Annotated in this window: 21 protein-coding genes; 11 read left to right on the forward strand and 10 right to left on the reverse strand. The window is 71.7% G+C overall.

The genetic code is table 11. The features are described 5' to 3' along the window. On the forward strand, nucleotides 1–1,121 hold a 1,121-nt coding region (locus ACFWM7_RS14540), incomplete at its 5' end, for a heavy metal translocating P-type ATPase (protein ID WP_383260098.1). Nucleotides 1,122–1,603: 482 nt separating this feature from the next. On the opposite strand, the gene ACFWM7_RS14545 is transcribed toward ACFWM7_RS14540, so the two are convergent. After that, on the reverse strand, nucleotides 1,604–2,902 hold the full coding sequence (locus tag ACFWM7_RS14545; protein ID WP_010056523.1) for a citrate synthase: 1,299 nt from the start codon (nucleotides 2,900–2,902) through the stop codon (nucleotides 1,604–1,606). A gap of 215 nt (nucleotides 2,903–3,117) precedes the next feature. Then, nucleotides 3,118–5,343, reverse strand: coding sequence for an ATP-dependent RecD-like DNA helicase (locus ACFWM7_RS14550; RefSeq protein WP_383260103.1), 2,226 nt, complete (start codon nucleotides 5,341–5,343; stop codon nucleotides 3,118–3,120). A 234-nt stretch (nucleotides 5,344–5,577) separates the two neighbouring features. Here ACFWM7_RS14550 and ACFWM7_RS14555 point away from each other — a divergent pair, with 234 nt between their 5' ends. Beyond that, entirely contained in the window at nucleotides 5,578–5,889 is a 312-nt protein-coding gene (locus tag ACFWM7_RS14555) for a hypothetical protein (RefSeq protein WP_383260106.1), read from the forward strand. A 105-nt stretch (nucleotides 5,890–5,994) separates the two neighbouring features. Here ACFWM7_RS14555 and ACFWM7_RS14560 read toward each other — a convergent pair whose 3' ends face one another. Then, complete coding sequence (locus ACFWM7_RS14560) at nucleotides 5,995–6,357, reverse strand: hypothetical protein (RefSeq protein ID WP_383260110.1); 363 nt, start codon at nucleotides 6,355–6,357, stop codon at nucleotides 5,995–5,997. A 2-nt stretch (nucleotides 6,358–6,359) separates the two neighbouring features. After that, the gene (locus tag ACFWM7_RS14565) at nucleotides 6,360–6,683 is read right to left on the reverse strand and encodes a hypothetical protein (protein ID WP_383260112.1); all 324 of its coding nucleotides are present in this window, start codon (nucleotides 6,681–6,683) and stop codon (nucleotides 6,360–6,362) included. A gap of 191 nt (nucleotides 6,684–6,874) precedes the next feature. On the opposite strand from ACFWM7_RS14565, the gene ACFWM7_RS14570 reads away from it, so the two are divergent. Beyond that, nucleotides 6,875–7,699 carry a Scr1 family TA system antitoxin-like transcriptional regulator gene (locus tag ACFWM7_RS14570; protein ID WP_383260114.1) on the forward strand — a complete coding sequence of 275 codons (825 nt, stop codon included), beginning with the start codon at nucleotides 6,875–6,877 and terminating at the stop codon, nucleotides 7,697–7,699. After that, nucleotides 7,686–7,910: a DUF397 domain-containing protein gene (locus ACFWM7_RS14575; RefSeq protein ID WP_383260116.1), complete on the forward strand. Its 225-nt coding sequence runs from the start codon at nucleotides 7,686–7,688 to the stop codon at nucleotides 7,908–7,910. Before ACFWM7_RS14570 ends, ACFWM7_RS14575 begins: the two co-directional genes overlap by 14 nt. A 31-nt stretch (nucleotides 7,911–7,941) precedes the next feature. Here ACFWM7_RS14575 and ACFWM7_RS14580 read toward each other — a convergent pair whose 3' ends face one another. Together ACFWM7_RS14580 and ACFWM7_RS14585 are read right to left on the reverse strand one after the other, a co-directional pair. Next, nucleotides 7,942–8,556: a peptidoglycan recognition family protein gene (locus ACFWM7_RS14580; protein WP_383260150.1), complete on the reverse strand. Its 615-nt coding sequence runs from the start codon at nucleotides 8,554–8,556 to the stop codon at nucleotides 7,942–7,944. A gap of 134 nt (nucleotides 8,557–8,690) precedes the next feature. Beyond that, nucleotides 8,691–9,575 (reverse strand): lysozyme, encoded by an 885-nt coding sequence (locus ACFWM7_RS14585; protein ID WP_383260118.1) that lies wholly within the window; start codon nucleotides 9,573–9,575, stop codon nucleotides 8,691–8,693. 280 nt (nucleotides 9,576–9,855) lie between these two features. Between ACFWM7_RS14585 and ACFWM7_RS14590 the strand changes: the two genes are divergently transcribed. Next, entirely contained in the window at nucleotides 9,856–10,563 is a 708-nt protein-coding gene (locus ACFWM7_RS14590; RefSeq protein WP_383260120.1) for a bleomycin resistance protein, read from the forward strand. Nucleotides 10,564–10,572: 9 nt separating this feature from the next. On the opposite strand, the gene ACFWM7_RS14595 is transcribed toward ACFWM7_RS14590, so the two are convergent. Continuing rightward, entirely contained in the window at nucleotides 10,573–10,839 is a 267-nt protein-coding gene (locus ACFWM7_RS14595) for a hypothetical protein (RefSeq protein WP_383260123.1), read from the reverse strand. A gap of 398 nt (nucleotides 10,840–11,237) precedes the next feature. Between ACFWM7_RS14595 and ACFWM7_RS14600 the strand changes: the two genes are divergently transcribed. Both ACFWM7_RS14600 and ACFWM7_RS14605 read left to right on the forward strand, forming a co-directional pair. Further along, nucleotides 11,238–11,630 carry an RNHCP domain-containing protein gene (locus ACFWM7_RS14600; protein ID WP_383260125.1) on the forward strand — a complete coding sequence of 131 codons (393 nt, stop codon included), beginning with the start codon at nucleotides 11,238–11,240 and terminating at the stop codon, nucleotides 11,628–11,630. Nucleotides 11,631–11,652: 22 nt separating this feature from the next. Further along, complete coding sequence (locus tag ACFWM7_RS14605) at nucleotides 11,653–12,072, forward strand: RNHCP domain-containing protein (RefSeq protein ID WP_383260127.1); 420 nt, start codon at nucleotides 11,653–11,655, stop codon at nucleotides 12,070–12,072. A 311-nt stretch (nucleotides 12,073–12,383) separates the two neighbouring features. On the opposite strand, the gene ACFWM7_RS14610 is transcribed toward ACFWM7_RS14605, so the two are convergent. The 3 genes from ACFWM7_RS14610 to ACFWM7_RS14620 are packed head-to-tail and all read right to left on the reverse strand — an operon-like array spanning nucleotide 12,384 to nucleotide 15,519. Continuing rightward, nucleotides 12,384–13,220, reverse strand: coding sequence for a sugar phosphate isomerase/epimerase family protein (locus ACFWM7_RS14610; protein WP_383260129.1), 837 nt, complete (start codon nucleotides 13,218–13,220; stop codon nucleotides 12,384–12,386). Beyond that, on the reverse strand, nucleotides 13,217–14,371 hold the full coding sequence (locus tag ACFWM7_RS14615; protein WP_383260130.1) for a dihydrodipicolinate synthase family protein: 1,155 nt from the start codon (nucleotides 14,369–14,371) through the stop codon (nucleotides 13,217–13,219). Before ACFWM7_RS14615 ends, ACFWM7_RS14610 begins: the two co-directional genes overlap by 4 nt. After that, entirely contained in the window at nucleotides 14,368–15,519 is a 1,152-nt protein-coding gene (locus tag ACFWM7_RS14620; protein ID WP_383260132.1) for a Gfo/Idh/MocA family protein, read from the reverse strand. Before ACFWM7_RS14620 ends, ACFWM7_RS14615 begins: the two co-directional genes overlap by 4 nt. A gap of 118 nt (nucleotides 15,520–15,637) precedes the next feature. Between ACFWM7_RS14620 and ACFWM7_RS14625 the strand changes: the two genes are divergently transcribed. The 4 genes from ACFWM7_RS14625 (at nucleotide 15,638) to ACFWM7_RS14640 (ending at nucleotide 23,370) form a co-directional block, all read left to right on the forward strand. Beyond that, nucleotides 15,638–16,750, forward strand: a complete 1,113-nt coding sequence (locus ACFWM7_RS14625; protein WP_383260134.1) for a LacI family DNA-binding transcriptional regulator — start codon at nucleotides 15,638–15,640, stop codon at nucleotides 16,748–16,750. A 164-nt stretch (nucleotides 16,751–16,914) separates the two neighbouring features. Beyond that, on the forward strand, nucleotides 16,915–20,034 hold the full coding sequence (locus ACFWM7_RS14630; protein WP_383260136.1) for a type 2 lanthipeptide synthetase LanM family protein: 3,120 nt from the start codon (nucleotides 16,915–16,917) through the stop codon (nucleotides 20,032–20,034). 137 nt (nucleotides 20,035–20,171) lie between these two features. Further along, the gene (locus ACFWM7_RS14635; protein ID WP_097963829.1) at nucleotides 20,172–20,369 is read left to right on the forward strand and encodes a hypothetical protein; all 198 of its coding nucleotides are present in this window, start codon (nucleotides 20,172–20,174) and stop codon (nucleotides 20,367–20,369) included. Nucleotides 20,370–20,448: 79 nt separating this feature from the next. Then, nucleotides 20,449–23,370 carry an AAA family ATPase gene (locus tag ACFWM7_RS14640; RefSeq protein ID WP_383260141.1) on the forward strand — a complete coding sequence of 974 codons (2,922 nt, stop codon included), beginning with the start codon at nucleotides 20,449–20,451 and terminating at the stop codon, nucleotides 23,368–23,370. The last annotated feature ends 237 nt before the right edge of the window (nucleotides 23,371–23,607 follow it).

A 23,607-nucleotide genomic window follows, 5' to 3' on the forward strand; every position in this document is an offset into this window, starting at 1 on the left:
GGCTCGGCAACGGCGCCGGACTCACCGCCGCCTTCACCGCGGCCGTCGCCGTCCTCATCATCGCCTGCCCCTGCGCCCTCGGCCTCGCCACCCCCGCCGCCCTCATGGTCGGCACCGGACGCGGAGCCCAACTCGGCATCCTCATCAAAGGCCCCGAAGTCCTGGAGACCACCCGCCGCATCGACACCATCGTCCTCGACAAGACCGGCACCGTCACCACCGGCCGCATGACCCTCCAAACCACCCACACCGCCCCCGGCATCGCCACCGAAGCCGAAGTGCTGCGACTGGCCGGAGCACTGGAGAACGCCTCCGAACACCCCATCGCCCGAGCCATCGCCGACGCGTCCGCGACCGGCACCACCGGCCCCCTCCCCACCCCCGAGGACTTCACCAACATCCCCGGACTCGGCGTCCAGGGCATCGTCGAGGGCCACACCGTCCTCGTCGGGCGGCCCCGCCTCATCGCGGATGCCGGAATCCCGCTCCCGCCCGCGTTGTCACAGGCCCTGGCGGAGGCCGAGGAGCACGGACGTACGGCGGTCGTCGTGGCCTGGGACGGGGAGGCCCGGGGCGTGTTCGGGGTGGCGGACGCGGTCAAGGACAGCAGCGCGGCCGCCGTGACCGAGCTGCGCGCCCTGGGGCTGACGCCCGTCCTGCTGACCGGCGACAACCGTGCGGTGGCGGAGGCCGTGGCCCGCGAGGTGGGCATCGACGAGATCCACGCGGAGGCCCTCCCCGAGGACAAGGTGAACGTCGTGAAGCGCCTCCAGGCCGAGGGCCGGGTCGTCGCCATGGTCGGTGACGGGGTCAACGACGCGGCCGCGCTGGCGACCGCATCCCTGGGGCTGGCGATGGGCACTGGGACGGATGCGGCGATCGAGGCGAGCGACCTCACCCTGGTTCGTGGAGATCTCAAGGTGACAGCTGACGCAATCCGCCTTTCCAGGCGTACGCTGGCCACCATCAGGGGCAACCTCTTCTGGGCCTTCGGGTACAACGTCGCGGCCTTGCCCCTGGCTGCAAGTGGCCTGCTCAACCCTATGATCGCGGGAGCCGCCATGGCGTTTTCGTCCGTGTTCGTCGTCACGAACAGCCTACGGTTGCGTGCCTTCACGTAACTTCCACAAAGAGATTTAGATCACACTGATTTCAGGGTAACCATCCGGTGGGTTCGCGAGTCTTAGAGTGCGATTGCCAAGGATGTCTTGGGGGACGTCCGACGGAGTGTCTTGGGGGACGCTCCCGATGGCATGCGTTGGCCGGGGCACGTGCACCGGGGAGCTTTGAGCGGCCCTCCCGTGCGTACGTACCCCGGCAGATCGCGGCACAACAGAACAAACGGGAGCCTCGGCTCCCCGCAGACGCCCGGCCGGATCCCGTGGGGGGAATCCGCTCCGGGATATGGGAAGCGCCCCGACCGTCGACCCGTGGGGGGATCGGCGGCGGGGTGCTTCTCGCTTTTCAGCCCAGCCCAGCCCGGTGCGGCCCCCGGAACGCCGAATCGCCCCGGACACCGCGCTCTGTGCGAAGCGCGGTACGCGGGGCGAAGGCAGTCGGCCGAAGAGGCCGGGGCACTACGGGGCGGTCAACGAGGTCCGGGTCAGCGGCCCTCGACCGGGACGAAGTCGCGCAGGACCTCGCCGGTGTAGATCTGGCGCGGGCGGCCGATGCGGGAACCCGGCTCCTTGATCATCTCGTGCCACTGGGCGATCCAGCCGGGAAGCCGACCGAGCGCGAAGAGCACGGTGAACATCTCGGTCGGGAAGCCCATGGCCCGGTAGATCAGACCGGTGTAGAAGTCCACGTTGGGGTAGAGGTTGCGCGAGACGAAGTAGTCGTCGGAGAGCGCGTGCTCCTCCAGCTTGAGCGCGATGTCGAGCAGCTCGTCGGACTTGCCGAGCGCGGACAGCACGTCGTGCGCGGCAGCCTTGATGATCTTGGCGCGCGGGTCGAAGGACTTGTACACCCGGTGGCCGAAGCCCATCAGGCGGACGCCGTCCTCCTTGTTCTTCACCTTGCGGATGAAGGAGTCGACGTCGCCGCCGTTGGCCTGGATGCCTTCCAGCATCTCCAGCACCGACTGGTTGGCGCCACCGTGCAGGGGGCCCCACAGCGCCGAGATGCCGGCGGAGATCGAGGCGAACATGTTCGCCTGCGAGGAGCCGACCAGCCGCACGGTGGAGGTCGAACAGTTCTGCTCGTGGTCCGCGTGCAGGATGAGCAGCTTGTCCAGCGCCGAGACGACGACCGGGTCCAGCTCGTACTCCTGGGCGGGGACCGAGAAGGTCATGCGCAGGAAGTTCTCGACGTACCCGAGGTCGTTGCGCGGGTAGACGAAGGGGTGGCCGATCGACTTCTTGTAGGCGTACGCCGCGATCGTCGGGAGCTTCGCCAGGAGGCGGATCGTCGACAGGTGGCGCTGCTGCTCGTCGAACGGGTTGTGGCTGTCCTGGTAGAAGGTGGACAGCGCGCTGACGACCGAGGACAGCATGGCCATCGGGTGGGCGTCGCGCGGGAAGCCGTCGAAGAACCGCTTGACGTCCTCGTGCAGCAGCGTGTGCTGGGTGATCTCGTTCTTGAACGCCGCCAGCTCGTCGACCTTGGGGAGGTCGCCGTTGATCAGCGTGTACGCGACCTCGAGGAACGACGAGCGCTCGGCGAGCTGCTCGATCGGGTATCCGCGGTAGCGCAGAATCCCCTGCTCACCGTCGAGGTACGTGATGGCGGATTTATAGGCGGCGGTGTTGCCGTATCCGCTGTCCAGCGTCACCAGGCCGGTATTGGCCCGGAGCTTCCCGATGTCGAAGCCCTTGTCGCCGACGGTGCTGTCGATCACCGGGTAGGTGTACTCGTCATCGCCGTACCGCAGTACTACAGCGTTGTTGGTGTGCTCGCTCACGTCATCCCTCACCGACGTAGTGCCTCTTCTTCGAGGTGCCCTGACTGTCTTCCACCCTCCCCCATTCGGCTCAGGAGAGTGCACTCGGGGTCGTCCATTGGACCTACTGACGGCACTGAGTGCCGCCAACTTACTCATCCTGCCCCCTTGACTGCGGTTCCGGAAGGCCTCCGTGATGTTTCCCACCGATTTGATCGATCATTTTTGTGCAGGGGTCACACGAAGTCTTCTCCGGAGCCGCCCCGGAGCCGGAAATCCAGCGCCGTACAGCGTCTGCCTGCGGAAACCGTGCGGACCGCCTGGCCGATCGCCTTACGTGACCCGACCAGGACGACGAGCTTCCGGGCCCTCGTCACGGCCGTGTAGAGCAGGTTGCGCTGGAGCATCATCCAGGCGCTGTTGGTGACGGGGATGACGACGGCCGGATACTCGCTGCCCTGGGAGCGGTGGATGGTCATGGCGTACGCGTGGGCCAGTTCGTCCAGCTCGTCGAAGTCGTAGCCGATCTCCTCGTCCTCGTCGGTGCGGACGGTGAGCTTCTGTTCGTCCACGTCGAGGGCGGTGACGACGCCGATGGTGCCGTTGAAGACGCCGTTCTCGCCCTTGTCGTAGTTGTTGCGGATCTGGGTGACCTTGTCGCCGACCCGGAAGACCCGGCCGCCGAACCGCTTCTCGGGAAGGTCGGGGCGGGCCGGGGTGATGGCCTGCTGGAGCAGCCCGTTCAGATGGCCCGCGCCGGCGGGGCCCCGGTGCATCGGGGCGAGGACCTGCACGTCACGGCGGGCGTTCAGGCCGAACTTCGCCGGGATGCGGCGGGCCGCCACGTCCACGGCGAGCTTGCCCGCGTCCTCCGTCTCGTCCTCCACGAAGAGGAAGAAGTCGCTCAGCCCCTCGGTGAGCGGGGGCTGTCCCGCGTTGATCCGGTGGGCGTTGGTGACCACCCCGGACTGCTGGGCCTGCCGGAAGATCCGGGTGAGCCGGACGGCCGGGACCGGGCCGCCCTCCGCGAGCAGGTCGTTCAGCACCTCCCCCGCGCCGACCGAGGGCAGCTGATCGACGTCACCCACGAGGAGCAGGTGGGCACCGGGTGCCACCGCCTTCACGAGCTTGTTGGCGAGCAGCAGATCGAGCATCGACGCCTCGTCGACGACGACCAGATCCGCGTCCAGCGGCCGGTCCCGGTCGTACGCCGCGTCCCCGCCCGGCTTCAGCTCCAGCAGCCGGTGCACGGTCGACGCCTCGGCCCCGGTCAGCTCGGCGAGCCGCTTGGCGGCGCGGCCGGTGGGCGCGGCGAGCACCACCTTGGCCTTCTTCGCCCGGGCCAGCTCGACGATGGACCGTACGGTGAAGGACTTGCCGCAGCCGGGCCCGCCGGTGAGGACGGCCACCTTTCGGCTGAGCGCGAGCCGTACGGCCTCCTCCTGCTCGGGCGCGAGGTCGGCCCCCGTACGCGCGGCGAGCCAGGCCAGCGCCTTGCCCCAGTCCACGTCCCTAAAGGCGGGCATACGGTCCTCGCCGGTGTTCAGCAGCCGCCGCACCTGCCCGGCGAGGGACAGCTCGGCCCGGTGGAAGGGAACGAGGTAGACCGCCGTGATCGGCTCGCCGCCCTCGGGGGACGGCACCCGCTCCCGTACGACGCCCTCCGGATCGGCGGCAAGCTCGGCGAGGCACTCGATGACGAGGCCCGTGTCGACCTGGAGGAGCTTGACCCCGTCCGCGATGAGCCGCTCCTCGGGGAGGTAGCAGTGCCCCTGGTCGGAGGACTGGGAGAGGGCGTACTGCAAGCCCGCCTTGACCCGCTCGGGGCTGTCGTGCGGGATGCCGACGGCCTGGGCGATCTTGTCGGCGGTGAGGAATCCGATGCCCCAGACGTCGGCGGCCAGCCGGTAGGGCTGGTTCTTCACGACGGAGATCGACGCGTCGTCGTACTTCTTGTAGATGCGGACGGCGATGGAGGTGGAGACGCCGACGCCCTGGAGGAAGACCATGACCTCCTTGATCGCCTTCTGCTCCTCCCACGCCGCCGCGATCATCTTCGTGCGCTTGGGGCCGAGACCGGGGACCTCGACGAGCCGCTTCGGTTCCTGCTCGATGATGTCGAGGGTGTCGACGCCGAAGTGGGTGGTGATCCGGTCGGCCATCACCGGCCCGATGCCCTTGATCAGCCCGGAGCCGAGATAGCGGCGGATGCCCTGGATGGTGGCGGGCAGCACGGTGGTGTAGTTCTCGACGGTGAACTGCTTGCCGTACTGGGAGTGCGAGCCCCAACGGCCCTCCATCCGCAACGACTCACCGACCTGCGCGCCGAGCAGCGCACCGACCACCGTGAGGAGGTCGCCGGCCCCGCGCCCGGTGTCGACGCGGGCGACCGTGTACCCGTTCTCCTCGTTGGCGTACGTGATCCTCTCCAGGACCCCTTCGATGACGGCCATGTTGGACATGACCCGACGCTACCGGGTGCCGCTGACAGTGCGGTTCGCGGTTCGGGCTGTTCATGTCACGTGACCCCGAGCACAGTCGTGTAGCCGAGGCCGCTCCTCGGACACCATGATCGCCGTGTGGCCGAGTGGCCGAGTGGCCGAGTGGCCGTGTGGCCGTGTGGCCGTGTGGCCGTGTGGCCGTGTGGCCGCACGGCGCTGCGCGGTCCCTAAGGACAGGCAGGGGAGGCATCAGACATGTTCACCGGCGGCACAGCGCGGCTGCTGATCAGCAACGAAGGCACGGCACCTCTGGAGGTGACCGTGGAGCCCTGGGCCGACCTTCACCGGCTCCCGCCGGACCGGACCTGTGTCGTGGTGACCCACTCGCCCACGGCAGACGGTTCCTGGTCCGGGACCTTGCGCAAGAACGAGCCGTTCCAGGTCAACCATCGGCCCGACTCCGTCACGGTGTGGGCCAACGGCGTCTGCTTCCACCTCACTGACACGGACGGCAACACCATCGAAGCGGACGACAGCCACTGCCCTGCCCGGAGTCCCACCTCCTGACGGCAGAGCCGCGGGCCGACCGCCGTGCGGGACAGCCCTCAGTCGGCGGCCGGGCTGACCGGCGGCCGGGTCCTCGGCCGGACCGGTTTCCTTACCGCTGCCGACTCACCCTGAGCCCTCGTCCGGCCGCCCTTCCTCCACCGGAAGCGCGGCCTCGCCAGGCGGGATCGCGTCGAGCCGCGCACCACGGCTCTCAGCAATGCGCACGACCTGTTGCAGCGACTCGGTCAGCCTGCCGGCGAGGAAACGGACCTGTTGCGCAGTGGCCCCGTCGTCGCCCAGCAGATCGATGGCGTGGCCGAGCAGTTCGTCCGCCATGTCCAGTTGGATACTTTCGGCTTCGTCGGCTTTCCGCGAGACGTAACCGGTTCCGTCCCCCACGACATAGCAGGGCTTTCCCTCCACGTCCGTCCACGGCAGCAGCCGCATCGGAGAGGCTTCGGCCCGTGCAGTCCGTTCGCTGCCCATCCTCATGCCGCTCCCCCGCTCACCCGGCCGAGGTGCACGCCCCGGGCGGCGATCAGCAGCGCCCCGCCCCGGATGCGCCGCCGCCTCGCCTCGGTGGCGTATCTCTCAGCCACTCGCCGCTCGTGCGCCACGAAGTAGGGGCGCACCAGCGGACCGTCCTCGCCACGCGGAGGGCGCTCGCCGGTGCGGTGGACCGTCGGCCCGCCGACGTAGGCGCAGGAGAAGGGGGAGAGGTGTGCGTACGGGTCGATTGGGTGCCGTTGACGCCGTACGCAGATCAGCAATCGCCGTACCGGCTTCAGGAGCCGGGCGATAGCGTGCTTCATGTCAGCCTGCTTTCCGGGGGTGACCATGCCCCCGGACCGGTTGCGTCGGTCGCGGGGGTTTCTCGGGTTCCTCGTTCGAGGTACGCCACTTCTTTCCGTAGCGAACCCATCACAGAGTGACGTCGTCCGTCGCTACGCTGCCAGGGGGTCGGGGATGACAGCGCGTCCGTCAAGACGGGGAGTTGGAGTACATGGGCACGAAGCAGGGGCCGCGTACGCCGAGGCAGAAGTACGGCGAGGAGCTGCGGTTACGGCGTGTGGCGGCAGGGCTGACGCAGGAGGCCCTGAGCGAGATGGTCGTCTGCTCGCCGACGCTCGTCAGCCACTGGGAGGCGGGGCGGCGGCTGCCGAGTCCGGAGGATGCTCAGCGGATCGACCGGGCGTTGGGGACGGACGGGTTCTTCGAGCGGTGGCTGCAAGACCTGGAAACGAAATACAACGATCACTTCGCGGCCGTGGCGGAGTTGGAGCAGCAGGCCGTGCTCATCCAGCAGTTCGCACTGACACTCGTCCCCGGCCTGTTGCAGACGGACGACTACGCACGGGCCCTGTTCGAGGCGTACCGCCCCAACCACCGGAAGGAGGACATTGACAAGGAGGTCGTCATCCGAACAGAGCGCGCCCGCGTACTGGACGGCCCCCTGAACCCGGTGTTGTGGACGCTGCTGGACGAGGCTGTGCTGCGACGGCGGGTCGGCGGCTCGCAGGTGATGGCCACGCAACTACGGAAGATCGCGGATCTTGCCGAGACAGGACGGCTGCGACTGCATGTGCTGCCGTTCGAGGCCGGGGCACACTCTCTCCAGCAGAGCCTGCTGACGCTGATGAGCTTCTCCGACTCCGCGCCGGTGGCGTACGTCGAAGCCTTCCAGGCGGGCAACCTGATGGATGATCCACGCTTGGTGGCGTTCAGTCGCACGGCCTACGATCTCGCTCTGGGCGATGCGTTGTCGCACCAGGAGTCGGTGGCCCGCGTGCGGGCCGCAGCGGAGGAGCACGTACATGGGCACCAGTAGGCGGAGCGTTGCGGACGCGTCCACCCTCACGGGTTGGTACAAGTCCAGCTACAGCGGCGGGGATCAGGGCGAGTGCCTTGAGGTCGCCCGCGGCCACGCCACCGTCCCCGTCCGCGACAGCAAGGCCGCAGACGGTCCGGCCGTCGTCTTCTCCCCCGGCGGCTGGTCGTCCTTCGTCACCGCGATCAAGGGTGGCGAGTTCCCCGGCTGAAGCACCGGAACACCGCCCGGCGGGCCGCGGCTCAGCCCATGCTCGCCGCGACCTCGCTGCGCAGTTGCGGCAGCCTGTCGTGCAGGACGCCCGGGCAGAGGGTGTCGCCGAAGTCCTTGTGCCCGTAGAGGCGGGTCGGCGCGATGGCGTACTGCCGGCAGACGTACGCGCAGAGCGCCACCAGGACCTCCCACTGGGCCCGCGGCGGCTGTGCGCCGTCGTGGTACGCACCCTCGTTGGCGATGCCGATGGCCTGGTCGTTCTGGCCGGAGGTGTGGGCGGCCAGCACGAAGTCGCTGCCGCTTCGCAGCGTGGCGAGGCTGCGGTGGCGGCCCTCGGTGATCCAGCCGCCCCGGCTGACGAGGAAGTGGTAGCCGGTGTCGGTCCACCCGTTCTTGTCCATGTGCAGGTCCTGGACCCAGTGGGCGTGGCGGTGGGCCTGGGCGCGGGAGGCGTCGGAGACGTTGTCGCTGACCGTGTGGTGCACGATGATCTTGGTCGGCCGCTTTCCCACCAACTCGATCGGGCCCTGCGGTGCACGGGCCTTCCACTGGGACGTGCCGTCGATGTCCGGTTCGACGGCGTCGAATGCGTGGGCCGTACCGGGTAATGCGGCTGCGGCCAGACCACCCGCGCCGGCGAGCAGGACGTGGCGACGGGAGGGCGGGGGCGGGTTCCCGGCTAGCGCGGGGTGCGGGGGGTGGGGCTGCCCAGGGGGGGGGGGTGGGGCGGGGGGCGCCGCCGACTGGCTCACCCGGCCGCCGCGTGGGGGCGGGGAGGCTACGCCGTGTTGTTGGCGAGGGCCTGGAGCCGGGCGAGGCTGCCGTTGAACTTGTTGCGGTCCACGTCGCCGGAGACTCCGCCGACCCGGCCGGTGGCGGTGTACTGCCAGATCGTCCAGGTGGGGAAGCCGCTGGGAACGGTCGGGGTGGCGGTGCCCCAATGCGCTACCCAGAGCGGGGACTTGGTGGACATGCCGGTCCAGCCGCCGGTGCAGGTGTTCCACCAACTGGCCGTCGTGTAGATGACGACGTCCCGGGTGGTTCGGGCCTTGTATGTGGTGTAGAAGTCGTTGATCCACGTACGCATCTGGGTCGTGGAGAGGCCGTAGCACATCGCGCCGTACGGGTTGTGCTCGATGTCCAGTACACCGGGGAGGGTCTTGCCGTCCTTGGACCAGCCGCCGCCGTTGCCCGCGAAGTACCCGGCCTGCGTGGCCCCGTTGGAGACGTCGGGGCGGGCGAAGTGGTACGCGCCCCGGATCAGGCCGGCGTTGTAGGAGCCGGTGTAGTTGGCGCTGAAGCGGCTGTCCTTGAAGGTCGTGCCCTCGGTGGCCTTCATGTAGGCGAAGTCGATGCCCGCGGCCTTCACCGAGCCCCAGTTGATCGCCCCCTGCCAGTGGGAGACGTCGATGCCCTGGACGCCGCTGGTGTCCATCGGCGTCACCCTTCCCGCCGCCGAGGAGGCGAGACCCTGCTCGATGCGGGTGCCGGCCCCCATCCACGCCTGTCCGGACCGGACCGGCTCGTCGGGTGCGGGCGGCGCGGCGGCGGCCGGGCCGGCGCCGGTCAGGATCAGTGCGGCGGCGCTGCCGAGAGCACCGGCTGCCATCAGGGCACTTCTGGATCTCTTGAGTCGGCGGGACGGAGAACGGTACGCGGGCATAGCCACCTCCGGGCACGTGGACGGGAAGAGACCCATGGCCATCCGATTGTCGAATGCCATGGACATGCCACGAGTAATGCACGGCGCCGGGACGGGCGTAAAGGGCCCATTTGGTATAGACCTCTGTCGCCATCCCTCACCTGCGAGAACATGCCGGAACGGCGAGAATTTTCATCCCTGAAGGCCGCAGACCTCCCCGCGGGCCACGGCCGGTAGCGAGATCGCCGCGCACAAGGGAACGCCGTTGACCGCAATATTCAAATTTGACTAGGCTGTCCGCATGGCCGAGACGACGATCCCGATGCTTCCCTGCCGGACCTCCCTGATCGAATCCGTGGTCGAGTTCTACGTCGCTCTGGGCTTCGAGACGACGCACCTGCAGAAGAGCCCGTACGCGTACGCCGTCGTCGAGCGGGGGTCGGTCGAACTCCAGCTGTACGGCATGAAGGACTACGACCCCGCGGCCTCCCACTCCGGCTGCTACGTCCTCACCGACGACGTGGACACCCTGCACGCGGCGTTCCGGGCGGGGCTCAAAGCGGCCCACGGGCGCGTCCCGACGCGGGGGCTGCCGCGCATCGGGCCGCTGAAGGACATGTCGTACGGGGTACGGCAGTTCCTGATCACCGACCCGACCGGGAACACGATCCGGATCGGGCAGCCGATCAGCGTGGACCAGAACCACCGGCCCGCCCCGAAGGAGAGGTTCGCCCGCGCGCTCCACATGGCGGACCTCTTCACGGACTCCAAGCAGGACCTGCCGGGCGCGGCGAAGATCATCGACCGGGCACTGGCCCTCACGGACGAACAGCCCACGCCGGTGCAGAGGCTGCGGCTGCTCGTCCTGCGCGGGGACATCGCCCAGCGGATGGGCGAGACGGAGCGGGCGGCGGGACTGCTGGAGGAGGCGGCAGCGATCCAACTCGGGCCCGGGGAAAGGGAGGAGGCCACCGACGCCCTGGCCAGACTGGCGGAGCTGCGGGGCTGACCCGCCGCCTCAGACGGTCCGCGTCAGCTTCTTCGCCGTGCTGCAAGGGGCAACCCTCGCATGCCGCCACAGTTGCACGGCCGTCAGGGCGAACAGGGCCGCGAACGCAAGCAGGAAGACGCCCGCGATCCCGACCTGCCGACCGCCCGGATCCCGGTCGGCCTGGAGGACGAGGACCAGCAAGGAGATGAGCATCCCGCCGAGGTAGACCGGCCGGATCCGCCGCAACTGCCGTACGGCACGGGGTGCGAGAGCTACACGCTTCGAGGTGGCCATGTCCGCCGGATACCCCGCGTCCGGCGGGCCAGTCACCGGGGCACCCGTTCGCTTCACCGGACCCGGACATAATTCGGTGGCCGGCCCCCTGGCCCCCTTGTTACGGTGCTCGCTCCTCGACCGCGGGACCGACCGCGGGTGACCTCTGGGCGCGAGCCCTGGAAAGCAGTTGATGTATGCCCCGGCCAGTGATTCCGAGCCTCCCTCGTCGCGCCTGTGGCGCCGGGGCGACCGGGCCTGACCGTCCGCGGCCGCTGTACGCGACCGACTGCTGACACCTCACGGACGGCTGCCGTCGCGCAGTTGTCCGGCCCCGCTCCCGTACGGCCCCTGACGCGAGGGGTGCTCGGTACTTCCCTGCTGCTTCGTTCCTCATTTCCTCGGCAAGGAGTATCCGGGTGTCTCACGACAACCCCCAGCACCGCTCAGCCATGTCCTCCCCGTCCCCCATGTCCTCCCTGGAGACCTTCACCTGCGTCCGCTGCGGACTGACCGTCGCCGCGTACGCACCCGACGGCAGCCGGCGCAACCACTGCCCCAGCTGCCTGCACTCGCAGCACCTCGTCGACCACGTCGAGGGCGGCCGCTCCGACTGCGAGGGCCGGATGACCCCGATCTCCATCGCGGTGCTGCGCACCGGCGACTGGATGGTCGTCCACCGCTGCACCCGGTGCGACGAGCTGACGTCGAACCCGGTCCGCGGGGACGACAACCAGCTGATCCTGATGCGGATGGCCGTACGTCCGCTGGCTCAGCCGCCCTTCCCGCTCGAAGCCTTCGGTGACCTGTGAACCGGGCGACCGGGAGGCTCCGATGACGCGGCGCAAGCCCCGGCGGGGCCCGGGACGTCGTCCGCAGCGAGCCAAGGACGTGCTGCACGGGCCGGCCGGGGCGCGTGGCGACGCGTTCCGGTGCGTCGGGTGCCGGCTCGACGTCCCGCTGGCGGCGCCGGGCACCGCCCACCGTAATCACTGCCCGTCCTGCCTGGTCAGCCTGCATGTGGACGGCCGGATGCCGGGCGACCGGGCAGCGGGGTGCGGTGGGCGGATGATGCCCCTGAGCCTGTCGGTGCGGCAGGACGGGGAGTGGATGCTCATCCACCACTGCCTCGCCTGCGGCCGGCTCAGCGCCAACCGCATCGCGGGCGACGACAACGCGCTGGCGCTCGTCCGGCTGGCGCTCCGGCCGCTCGCGGACGCCGGCGTCCCCGCGCGGGCCATGCTCGCGCTGTGATCCGGCGGGTCGTCCTCGCGCCGTGATCCGGCGGGCCGTGCTCGCGCGGTGATCGGCGGGGCGATGCCCGCCCGGTGATCCCCGGGGCCGTCCGGCGACCGTCGGGCGGCCCCGGTTCGCCACGCGTCGGGGCCGAAAGCGGAATGGGGCCCGGCCTCGCGGCCGGACCCCCCTCGCTTTCCCCTCCCGTCGGGCCTTCCCGTTCCCCCCGGACCCCTCCCCGGAAGTCCCGACGCCATGTGTGACCCGGGAGGGTACCCAAAGGTTGCAGCCCTTTACGATCTCTTTACCTTCGGTCGTCCGCAGGGCTCTCAGCAGGCATGTTGCCCGTAGCGGGCCGCCACTTCCGCCAGGACCTCCGCCCCGTCGCGGGCCCACAGCGCCTCGTTGAAGATCTCCACCTCGATCGGGCCGTCGAAGCCCGCGGATTCCACATCGCGGCGGAAGGCGCGGAAGTCCACGCTCCCCTCGCCCAGTTGGCCCCGGCCCAGCAGGACGCCCGCCGGGAGCGGGGTGATCCAGTCGGCCAACTGGAAGGAGTGGATACGGCCGCCCGCACCCGCGCGGGCGATCTGGGCGGGCGCCCGGTCGTCCCACCAGAGGTGGTACGTGTCGACGACCACGCCGACCTGTTCGGCCGGGAAGCGCTCCGCGAGGTCCAGGGCCTGGGCGAGGGTGGAGACCACGCAGCGGTCGGATGCGTACATCGGGTGGAGCGGCTCGATCGCCAGGCGTACGCCGCGCTCCGCCGCGTACGGGCCCAGTTCGGCCAGCGCGTCCGCCACCCGTTCCCGCGCCCCGTGCAGGTCGCGGCTGCCGGGCGGGAGGCCGCCGGAGACCAGGACCAGGGTGTCGGTGGACAGGGCCGCCGCCTCGTCGACCGCCGCCCGGTTGTCGTCCAGGGCGCGGGCTCGCTCAGTGGGGTCGAGGGCCGTGAAGAAGCCGCCCCGGCAGAGGCTGGTGACGGTGAGCCCGGCGTCCGCGAGGAGCCGCGCCGTGCGCTCGACGCCGTACGCCTGCACCGGGGCCCGCCACAGGCCCACCTTGCCGATGCCCGCCTTGACGCAGCCCTCGGCGAGCTCCGGCAGCGACCACTGCTTGATGGTCTCCTGGTTGATGCTCAGACGTGCCAGGTCGCCGCTGGTCATCGTGCGCCTCCGTGAACCGCGAGCAGGGCGCGCATCCGGTGTGCGGCCAGCTCCGGATCCGGGAACAGCCCCAGCCCGTCCGCCAGTTCGTACGCCGTCGCCAGATGCGGCAGGGAGCGGGCCGACTGGAGCCCGCCCACCATCGTGAAGTGGTCCTGGTGGCCGGCCAGCCAGGCCAGGAACACCACGCCCGTCTTGTAGAAGCGGGTGGGGCGTTGGAAGAGGTGACGGGACAGCTCGACCGTGGGGTCCAGGAGGGCCCGGAAGCCGTCCACGTCCCCCGTGTCCAGCACCCGTACCGCGTGCGCCGCCAGCGGGCCCAGCGGGTCGAAGATGCCCAACAGGGCGTGGCTGAAGCCGCGTTCGTCGCCCGCGATCAGTTCCGGGTAGTTGAAGTCGTCGCCCGTGTAGCAGCGCACCCCGCCCGGGAGGCGGCGGCGGACGTCGATCTCGCGGGCCGCGTCCAGGAGGGAGATCTTGATGCCGTCGACCTTGTCCGGGTGTTCGGCGATGACCTTGAGGAAGGTGTCCGTGGCCTCGTCGAGGTCGGCGCTGCCCCAGTAGCCCTCCAGGGCCGGGTCGAACATCGGGCCCAGCCAGTGCAGGATCACCGGCTCGGAGGCCTGGCGCAGGAGGTGTGCGTACGTGGCGAGGTAGTCCTCCGGGCTCTGTGCCGCCTTCACCAGTGCGCGGGACGCCATCAGGATCGGCTGTACGCCGTTGGTCTCGGCCAGGGCCAGTTGTTCCTCGTACGCCGACCTGACCTCCGCCAACGTCGGCTCGGAGAACGGCAGTAGCTGGTCGGTGCCGACTCCGCAGGCGATCCTGCCGCCCACCGCCTTCGCCTCGGCGGCCGACCGGCGGATCAGTTCGGCCGCACCCGCCCAGTCCAGGCCCATCCCGCGCTGCGCGGTGTCCATGGCCTCCGCGACGCCCAGGCCGTGCGACCAGAGGTGGCGGCGGAAGGCGAGCGTGGACTCCCAGTCGACGGCCGCCGGGTCGTCCGGGCCGATGTCCGCGTACGGCTCGGCGACCACGTGCGCCGCCGAGAAGACCGTACGGGAGGAGAGGACCCCGGCTCCCGGCGTCAGGTCGAGCGGGGTGGCGCGGGGGGTGTACGACCCCTGGGGCAGCGGGACGGTCGCCGTCACAGGGTCAGCTCCGGAACCTCGAAGCGGCGGCCCTCCGCCGACGACTTCAGCCCCAGTTCGGCGAGTTGGACGCCCCGGGCGCCGGCCAGCAGGTCCCAGGTGTACGGCTCGTCCTGGACCACGTGGCGCAGGAACAGCTCCCACTGGGCCTTGAATCCGTTGTCGAACTCCTGGTTGTCCGGGATCTCCTGCCACTGGTCGCGGAACGACTCGGTGACCGGGAGATCCGGGTTCCAGACCGGCTTCGGGGTCGACGAGCGGTGCTGGACACGGCAGTTGCGCAGGCCCGCGACGGCGGAACCGTGCGTCCCGTCGACCTGGAACTCCACGAGCTCGTCGCGGTTGACCCGTACCGTCCAGGAGGAGTTGATCTGCGCGACGGCCCCGCCCGCCAGTTGGAAGATGCCGTACGCGGCGTCGTCGGCGGTCGCCTCGTACGGCTTGCCCTGCTCGTCCCAGCGCTGCGGAACGTGCGTCTGGACATGCGCCGTCACGGAGGTGACCTGGCCGAACAGCTCGTGGAGCACGTACTCCCAGTGCGGGAACATGTCGACGACGATGCCGCCGCCGTCCTCCGTGCGGTAGTTCCACGAGGGGCGCTGGGCCTCCTGCCAGTCGCCCTCGAAGACCCAGTAGCCGAACTCCCCGCGCACGGAGAGGATGTCACCGAAGAAGCCGCCGTCGATCAGGCGCTTCAGCTTGCGCAGGCCCGGCAGGAAGATCTTGTCCTGGACGACGCCGTGCTTGATGCCCGCGTCCCGGGCGAGCCGGGCCAGGTCCAGGGCTCCCTCGACGTCCGTGGCGGTGGGCTTCTCGGTGTAGACGTGCTTGCCCGCCGCGATCGCCTTCTTGATCGCCTCCACCCGGGCCGAGGTGACCTGGGCGTCGAAGTAGATCTCGACCGTGTCGTCCGCGAGGACCGCGTCCAGGTCGGTCGACCACTCGGTCAGACCGTGGCGCTCGGCGAGTTCCTCCAAGGCGTGGGCGCGGCGGCCGACGAGCACGGGCTCGGGCCACACCACCCCGCCGTCGCCGAGATCCAGGCCTCCCTGCTCGCGGATCGCGAGGATCGAGCGCACCAGGTGCTGCCGGTGTCCCATGCGCCCCGTGACGCCGTTCATGGCGATGCGCACTGTCCTGCGTGTCACGAAGGTCCCTCCATACAGCCCATACAGCGGTAGCAAGCGCTTTCTATCGGAGATGACGCTAGCCTGCCGACAGCGGCCGGACAAGAGGGGGCCGCACGTGATCTCACGGAGGACAGCGATGACAGTCACCCTGGCGGATGTGGCGGCGCGCGCCCGGGTGTCCCCGGCCACCGTCTCCCGCGTACTGAACGGCAATTACCCGGTGGCGGCCTCGACCCGGGAGCGGGTCCTGCGCGCGGTGGACGACCTGGACTATGTGCTCAACGGGCCCGCCAGTTCCCTCGCGGCGGCCACCTCGGACCTGGTCGGCATCCTGGTCAACGACATCGCCGACCCGTTCTTCGGGATCATGGCGGGGGCGGCCCAGACGCAGATCGGCGGCCCCGGGGACGGTTCGGGGCGGGCGGGCGGCGAGAAGCTGGCCGTCATCTGCAACACCGGCGGCTCCCCGGAGCGCGAACTCACCTACCTCACCCTGCTCCAGCGCCAGCGCGCCGCCGCCGTCGTCCTCACCGGCGGCGCGGTCGAGAACCCGGCGCACCAGGCCGCGATGTCCGCGAAGCTGACGAAGCTCGCGGACGCGGGCACCCGGATCGTCTTCTGCGGGCGGCCCCCGCTGCCCGAGGGCGACGCGCTCGTCGCCGCCCTCGCGTTCGACAACCGGGGCGGCGGCCGCCGGCTCACCGAGCACCTCATCTCGCTCGGCCACCGCAGGATCGGTTACGTCGCGGGGCCCCCGGAGCGCACCACCACCCGGCACCGGCTGGAGGGCCACCGGGAGGCGCTGCGCGCGGCGGGGCTGACCGACGACCCGGCGGGGGGCGAGGGGGCCGACAGCGAGGGAGCCGGCTCCGGTGATCAGGACCGGCTCACCGTGCACGGCCCCTACGACCGGCGCTCCGGGTACGAGGCCACCCTCGAACTCCTGCGCAGGGCACCGGACGTGACCGCGATCGTGGCCGCCAACGACACCGTGGCGCTGGGCGCGTGCGCGGCCGTACGGGACCAGGGGATGCGCATCCCGCAGGACATATCGGTCGCGGGCTTCGACGACCTGCCGTTCTCGGTGGACGCGGTGCCGGCCCTCACGACGGTACGGCTGCCGCTCTTCGAGGCGGGCGCCCGGGCGGGGCGGCTCGCGATGGGCAAGGAGAACCCGCCGCCCGGCGGCATCGCGACCATCGCGGCCGAGCTGATGATCCGGGGGTCCACGGCGGCGCCCCGCGGATGAGCCGGGTGCTGCCGAGGGGCTGAGGCGGGGGACCGTGCTCGGGTCCGCGGGCCGGAGGGCGAAAGATGGGGGCGACTCCCCCATGCGCCCGCGGCCCCTCCCCCGCCACGATGGGCGCGGGCGGTCCGACCGGGGCCGGCCCGGGACCGGGGAGGTGCGGTGCGATGGCGGAGAAGGACCTGATCGACAGAGGGACGAGCCGCCGCATCGCCGCCCTCTCCGCGGCGTCCCGCGACAACGCTTCCGACGCGCCCCCGTCCGCCCCTCGCTCGCTCGACCCGCTCGGGGGCGCTGTCGCGGAGCCGTGGTGGCTGCCCGGCATCGTCGGAAGCAGGCCCTCCGGCGAACCCTCCTGGGCGGCCTTCGCCCAGGAGGCCGTCGCTTCCTCCCCGCGTGATGCGGTGGTCGCCGACCACGCAGGTCCGGGGCTCGGCGGCTTCGGGCCGATCGTCGCGCCGTTCGTCGAGAAAGCGGCGGGGCGGCTCCGGGCCGCCTTGGTGGTGGCAGGACCGGACGTGGCCGGACCGGTGGCGGACGGCGGGCCGGCGGACGGCTCCTCTGCCGTTCTCGCGGATTTCCGGACGCAGTTGACCCGGCGCCTGGCCCGGATCGCGGCGCGCACGCTCGTCACCGAGCTGCACGAGGCCCGGCGGCTGGGCCGGCTGAGCGGCGAGGGGCCCGAGGAGCGTTTCCGGGACTTCGTGCGGCTCACCGCCCGCCGCGACGGCCTCGGTCCGCTCCTCTCCGGCTACCCCGTACTGGCCCGTCTCCTCGCCACGGCCTGCCTCAACGCGGCGGACGCCTTCGCCGAGATGGTCACACGGCTCGCGGCCGACCGCCATCTCCTGGCCCCGGCGGGGGTGTTCGGCGACCGGGCCGGTTCACCGGACGGAGCACCCGGCACGCACAGCGGGCCGGGGGCCCTCACCGGCGTCGAGGCCGGTGCGGGCGACAGCCATCGCGGCGGCCGGTCGGTGATGCTGCTGCGGTTCGCCGACGGCAGCCGGCTGGTCTACAAGCCCCGCCCGCTCGCAGCGCACAGACACTTCAACTCCCTTGCCCAGTGGTTCGGTTCGTTGCCGGGCGCTCCTGGTCTGCGCGTGCTGCGCGTCCTGGACCGGGGGGACTACGGCTGGGCCGAATTCGTCGAGGAGCGGCCCTGCGCGTCGGCGGCGGAGACCCGGGACTTCTACCGGCGCCAAGGCGCTCTGCTGGCCCTGCTGCACGCGCTCGACGGTACGGATCTGCATCACGAGAACCTGATCGCCTGCGGCCCGCACCCCGTCCTGGTGGATGTGGAGACGCTGTTCCACCCGCCGCTGGGGCCCGCCCGTTCCGCCGATCCGGCCGCCCGGGCCCTGCACGACTCGGTGCACCGGGTGGGCCTGCTGCCCCAGCTGCTCGTCGGGGACTCCACCGCGCTCGACATGTCCGCCATCGGCGGAGGCGGGGCCGCCTCCTCCCCCATCGAGACCGCCGACTGGGCGGAGGCCGGAACCGACCGCATGCGGCTGGTTCGGCGGGCGGGCCGGTTCGTCGAGTCCGCCAACCGGCCTCGGCTCGGCACCGTGGCGGCCGACCCCTCCCAGTACACCGACGCACTGTGCGGCGGCTTCCGCGCCGGGTACGACGCGATCCGCGACCACCGTGACGAACTCCTCGGAGAGGACGGACCGTTGCGGCAGTTCGCACGGGACGAGGTGCGCGTCGTGCCCCGACCCACGTGGACGTACACGACGCTGCTGGACGAGTCGACCCACCCCGACCTGATGCGGGACGCGACCGAACGGCACCGGGTGCTGGCGCTGCTGCGCACCCCGCTCCTGGGCGTTCCCGCGCTGCCCGGAGTGGAGGACGAGGAGATCGCCGAGCTGTGGCGCGGTGACGTGCCGGTGTTCGCCACCCGGCCGGGCTCCACGGAACTGTGGAGCGGCACCGGCCGCACGGTCGCCGAGCAGGCGCCGGGCCCCTCCGCACCCGCCGGGCCCTTGTCGGACGCGCCCCGCACCGGGCTGGCCCGCGTCGAGGCGAAGGTCCGCGCGATGGACACCGTGGACCGCCAGGACCAGGAACGCATCATCAGGACAGCCATGGTCAGCACCTCGCCCGAGCCACCGCACCGACCGGGCCCGGGCGGCCGGGCGTGGAGTGCGGCGACGGCGCCGGAGCCCGAGCAACTGCTGTCCGCCGCACGGTCGGTGGGTGACCAGCTCGTCTCCCTGGCCTACCGGCACGAGGGCCGCACCAACTGGATCGGACTCGAACTGCTCGGCGAGCGCTACTGGCGGCTCACCCCGATGGGGGCGGACCTCGCGGGCGGTTACGCGGGCCCCGCGCTCTTCCTGGCCCAACTGGCCGCGCTCACCGGCGTATCCCGGTACGCGGAGGCGGCCCGGGAAGCGCTCGCACCGGTCCCGGGGCTGCTGGACGCCCTGCACGGGCGGGCCGACGAGCTCGGGGTCCTGGGCTCCGGCGCCTACGCGGGCCTGGGCGGCATCGCGTACGTGCTGACCGAGGTCGGCACCCTGCTGGACGACCGGGAGATGCTGGAACAGGCCGGTCCGGCGGTCCGGCTGAGCTGCGCGGCGAGCGCGGCAGAGGACGGGTACGGGGTGCGCGGCGGGGCGGCGGGCGGACTGGTCTCGCTGCTCGCGGTGCACCGCGTCACCGGCCGCCCGGAGGCCTGGCGGGGCGCAGTCCGCTGCGCCGAGAGGCTCGCCGCCGCCCGGCTCCCCGACTCCGGGGGCTTCGCCGACGGGGCGGCGGGGGTCGGCTGGGCGCTGCTGCGCTTCGCCGGGGCCGGGGGCGACGCGTCCCACCGGCGCGCCGGACTGCGGGCCCTGCGCCGGGCGACGGGGCTGACGGACGCCGCAACGGCCTCCGGGCCCGCCTGGTGCGACGGGGTCGCCGGGGTCGCGCTGGCGATCGCGGACAGCCCCGACGCACGGGAGGACCCGGAGCTGTCGGGCTGGCTGGCGGCGCGCTGCGGGGAACTGGCGAACAGCGCCCCGCTCGCCGACGACAGCCTCTGCCACGGCGAGTCCGGGCTGCTCGAACTCCTCGGGCACGGCGCTCTGCCCGACGCGCGACCCGCGTGGCTGCGGCGGGCCGGGACGCTGCTGGCCGCCGCGGACCGGACCGGACCGCAGTGCGGGACGCCCGGTCGCGTACCGCACCCGGGGCTGCTCACCGGGCTCTCGGGGATCGGGCACGGGCTGCTGCGGGCGGGGTTCCCCGACCGGATCGGCTCCGTCCTGCTCCTATGCCCCTCCCGGGCGCCCTGAACCACGGCCCGGCCCCACGACGGTTCCACCAAAGCCGCGGGCGCGGACACCGCTCCCGGGCCCGTGATCACGCACCGAGCACCACCCACGACGCACCAACGATCACCCACCACCGATCAGCAGAGGATGAGGCAGAGATGAAGCAGTTCGGCGAATCGGCCCTGCAGGCGTCCGGCGAGATCGCGCACGAGGGCGCCCCGGAGCACCCGGCCGGGCAGATCTCCCTCGGGTCCACCGGAGGACTCGGTGCGCGCAGCAGACTCCTCAGCGCCTCGGAGGGAGAGAGCGGCTACAGCCACGACCTGCCGTGGACCACCATGACCGCCCCATGGTGATCAGATTCGGCCAACTCGACAATAATTGAGCCGAATTGGCCCGCTGCCGTGGGAGTTGTCACTCCAGTAATCTGCGGCCATGCGAGCCACTTCGCCAGTCATCGTCGGGCGGGACGAGGAGATCGGACTGCTGGGCAGCGCCCTGGACGCCGTACGACGGCGTTCGGGGCGCGCGCTGTTCCTCCTCGGGGAGGCCGGTATCGGAAAGTCCCGGCTGGTGGGCGAGTGCGCCTACCGGGCCTACGGGCTCGGCATGCCGGTCCTGCGCGGCCGGGCCACCTCGACCGGGCTCGTCGTGCCCTTCCGCCCGCTCGCCGAGGCACTCGCGTCCCGGTTCCGGGCCGCCGGCACCCCGACCGATCCGGAGCTCGCGCCCTACCATCCGGCGCTGGCCCGGCTGGTCCCGGAGTGGCGCAGGGAGGGGTCGCCCGGATACCCGGAGACGGTCGTGGAGCTGGCCGAGGCGCTGCTGCGGCTGCTGTCCGTCCTGGGCAGGGAGGCGGGATGCACCATCCTGCTGGAGGATCTGCACGACTGCGACACGGAGACCGTCGCCGTCGTCGAGTACGTGATCGACAACCTCGCCGACCTGCCCATCCTGTTCCTCGGCACCCTGCGCCCCGAGCCCGGCGCCGCCATGGACCTCGTGCGCTCCGCCGAGCGCCGGCACGTCGCCACCGTACGGGAGTTGGGGCCGCTCCACGACGCCCAGATGCGGTCGCTGACGGGTTCGTGTCTGGAGGCGGGTCCGCAGGAGATACCCGAGGCGGTGCACCGGCGGCTGGCCGAACGCGCCTCGGGGAACCCCTACCTGCTGGAGGTGCTGCTGGCCGACCTCCTCGACACGGGCCGGCTCCGGCGGACGGACGGCGGATGGGAGGCGGTGGACCAACCGGACGGTTCCATCCCCTCGGACATCGTGCGCAGTTGGGCCCGCAGGCTGGAGCGGCTGGACGAGCCGGTGCGGGACCTCCTCCTGGCGTCGGCCACGCTGGGCAGCCAGTTCTCGGTGACCGTGCTCCAGACCGTCACCGGCCTGGAGGACCGGGCCCTGTTCACGCATCTGCGGTCCGCGGTGGAGGCCGGGATCATCGCCCCGGACGGCGCGGCCCCCGACCGCTACACCTTCCGGCACTCGCTCACCCCCGAGGCCATGATCTCCTCGCTCGCGCCGGCCGAGCGTGCCTCGCTGGCCCGCCGGGCCGCCTCGGCCATCGAGAACTCCGGACAGCCGCTGGACGAGGACGGGCGGCAGCTGGTCGCCTCGCTCCAACTGGCAGCGGGTGACCGGGCCGGGGCAGCCCGCCAGTTCGCGGCGGCGGGAAGACGGATGCTCGCTTCGGGGGCCCACGGTTCCGCCGTGGTACTGCTGGAGCGGGCGCACCCCCTGGCCGACGAGGCCGACCGGGCAGCCGTTGCCGAATCGTTGGCGGTCGCCCGCGCCGAGGGCGGCGATCTGGACGGCGCGCTGGCGCTGGCCGACGCGCTGCCACCGGTTCCCGTGCGTTCCGAGGCCGCCGGCCGGCGCGGTCAGATCCACGTCGAACTCGCCTGGGCTGCGGTCATGGCGGAACGCACCGCCGACGCCGCCCTCCAGGTCGAGGCGGCCCGTGTGCTCCTCGGCCCGGCACCGTCCCCGGGTCGTCGCGCCGCGCTCGTGGTGGTCGACGGCTATCTGGCGCTGCTTCCCGGGCACGGACGTACGGGCCGGGATCCGGTGGAGACCGAGCAGACCGTACAGAAGGCCGCCGAGACCGCCGAGACCGAAGGGCTGCCCGTGGTGGCCTGCCAGGCCTGGCAGTTGCTGGCGCTGCTGCGGCGCGAAGAGGGCTTCGACGCCGCGGACGCCGCGCTGGAACGCATGCTGTCGATCTCCACCGACCACGCCCTGCCGGTCTGGCGGGTCGAGGCACTGGTGCGGCTGGGCGCGAACGCCTTCATGCGGTCCGGGGACGCCTCCCGGCTGCTCTCCGCCCGGGCCGCGGCCACCGATCTGGGAGCACTGCTGCTGACCCGTACCGTCGACGGGCTGCTCGCCATGAACGCAGTGCTGTGCGCCCGGTGGGAGGAGGCGCAGGAAATCATCGACCGCTCGGCCGAGGCCAGCGCCCGGGTCGGCGATCTTTCCGCCCACCGCTATCTGCTGCTGACCGGCGCGACGATGGCCGCGCACCGGGGGCGGCGTCGGGACATGGACCGGGCCCTGGCCGCGTTCCGGCGGGCCGGAGGCGAGCAGTCGCTGCTGGTGCCGCTGCGGTCGGGGCTCTGCCGGGCGTTCTCGGCCCTGCTGGAGGAGGACCGGGAACGGGCGGCGGCAGTCCTCGACGAGGCGCTGGCCTGGGAGTTGGAGCACCCGAGCTACTACTACCTGAGCGGACGGTACGGGCTGCGCCCGCTGCTGCGGGTGCTGGCGGGCGAGGCGGACCGGGCGGAGCTGGAGGAGGCCCGGGCCGCTCCCGGGGGCTGCCTCGCCTGGAACCGGCAGTTCCTGGAGCTGGCCGACGCGGTGCTGCTGGGCCGGGAGGGTGATCCGGCCGGGGCCGCCAGGCTGATGACCGCCTTCGTGCTGCGCTCCGGTCCCTTCCCGGTCGCCCACCACCTGGGGCTGCGGCTGGTCGCGGACGCGGCCCACGTGGACGGTTGGGGCGATCCGGTGGCGTGGCTGCGGACCGCCGAGGAGTTCTTCTACGGGGCCGGGGTCCAGACGGTCTCCGCCGCCTGCCGGGCGGCACTGCGCCAGGCCGGGGCGAGCGTGGGCCAGCACCGGGGCGGCTGGGACCGGATCCCTTCGCCGCTGCGGAGCAGCGGGGTGACGCCGCGCGAGTACGAGGTGTTCGTGCTGCTGCCCGAGCGGCCCGGGAACCAACAGATCGCCCGCAGGCTGTCGATCTCGCCCCGCACGGTGGAGAAGCACATGGCCAGTCTGCTGGGCAAGACCGGCCGCGCGGACCGGGCGGCGTTGTGCGAGTACGCCGCCGAGTGCGCCGCCGAACCGGCCTGAGGGACGAAGGGCGGGACCGGGCCGGGACGCGGCCCCGCGACGAGGCCGCCGGCTGCCATGGGGGCCTCGGCACCGTACGGGCGTGCGGGCATGGGGGCCGGGGCGGGCAACATGGGGGCGCCGGGCGGTTTCGGTCGGGTGCCCGGGCGAAAAGTGCGGGCGGGGCCCCGATGCGCGGGGGTCCGGGCGACAGCAGTATCAGACGTGCGCACGGTCCAGTCCGCCGCCCGTCCCCCA

It is taken from the genome of Streptomyces sp. NPDC058375, assembly GCF_042723425.1.
GTDB classification, from domain to species: domain Bacteria; phylum Actinomycetota; class Actinomycetes; order Streptomycetales; family Streptomycetaceae; genus Streptomyces; species Streptomyces durocortorensis.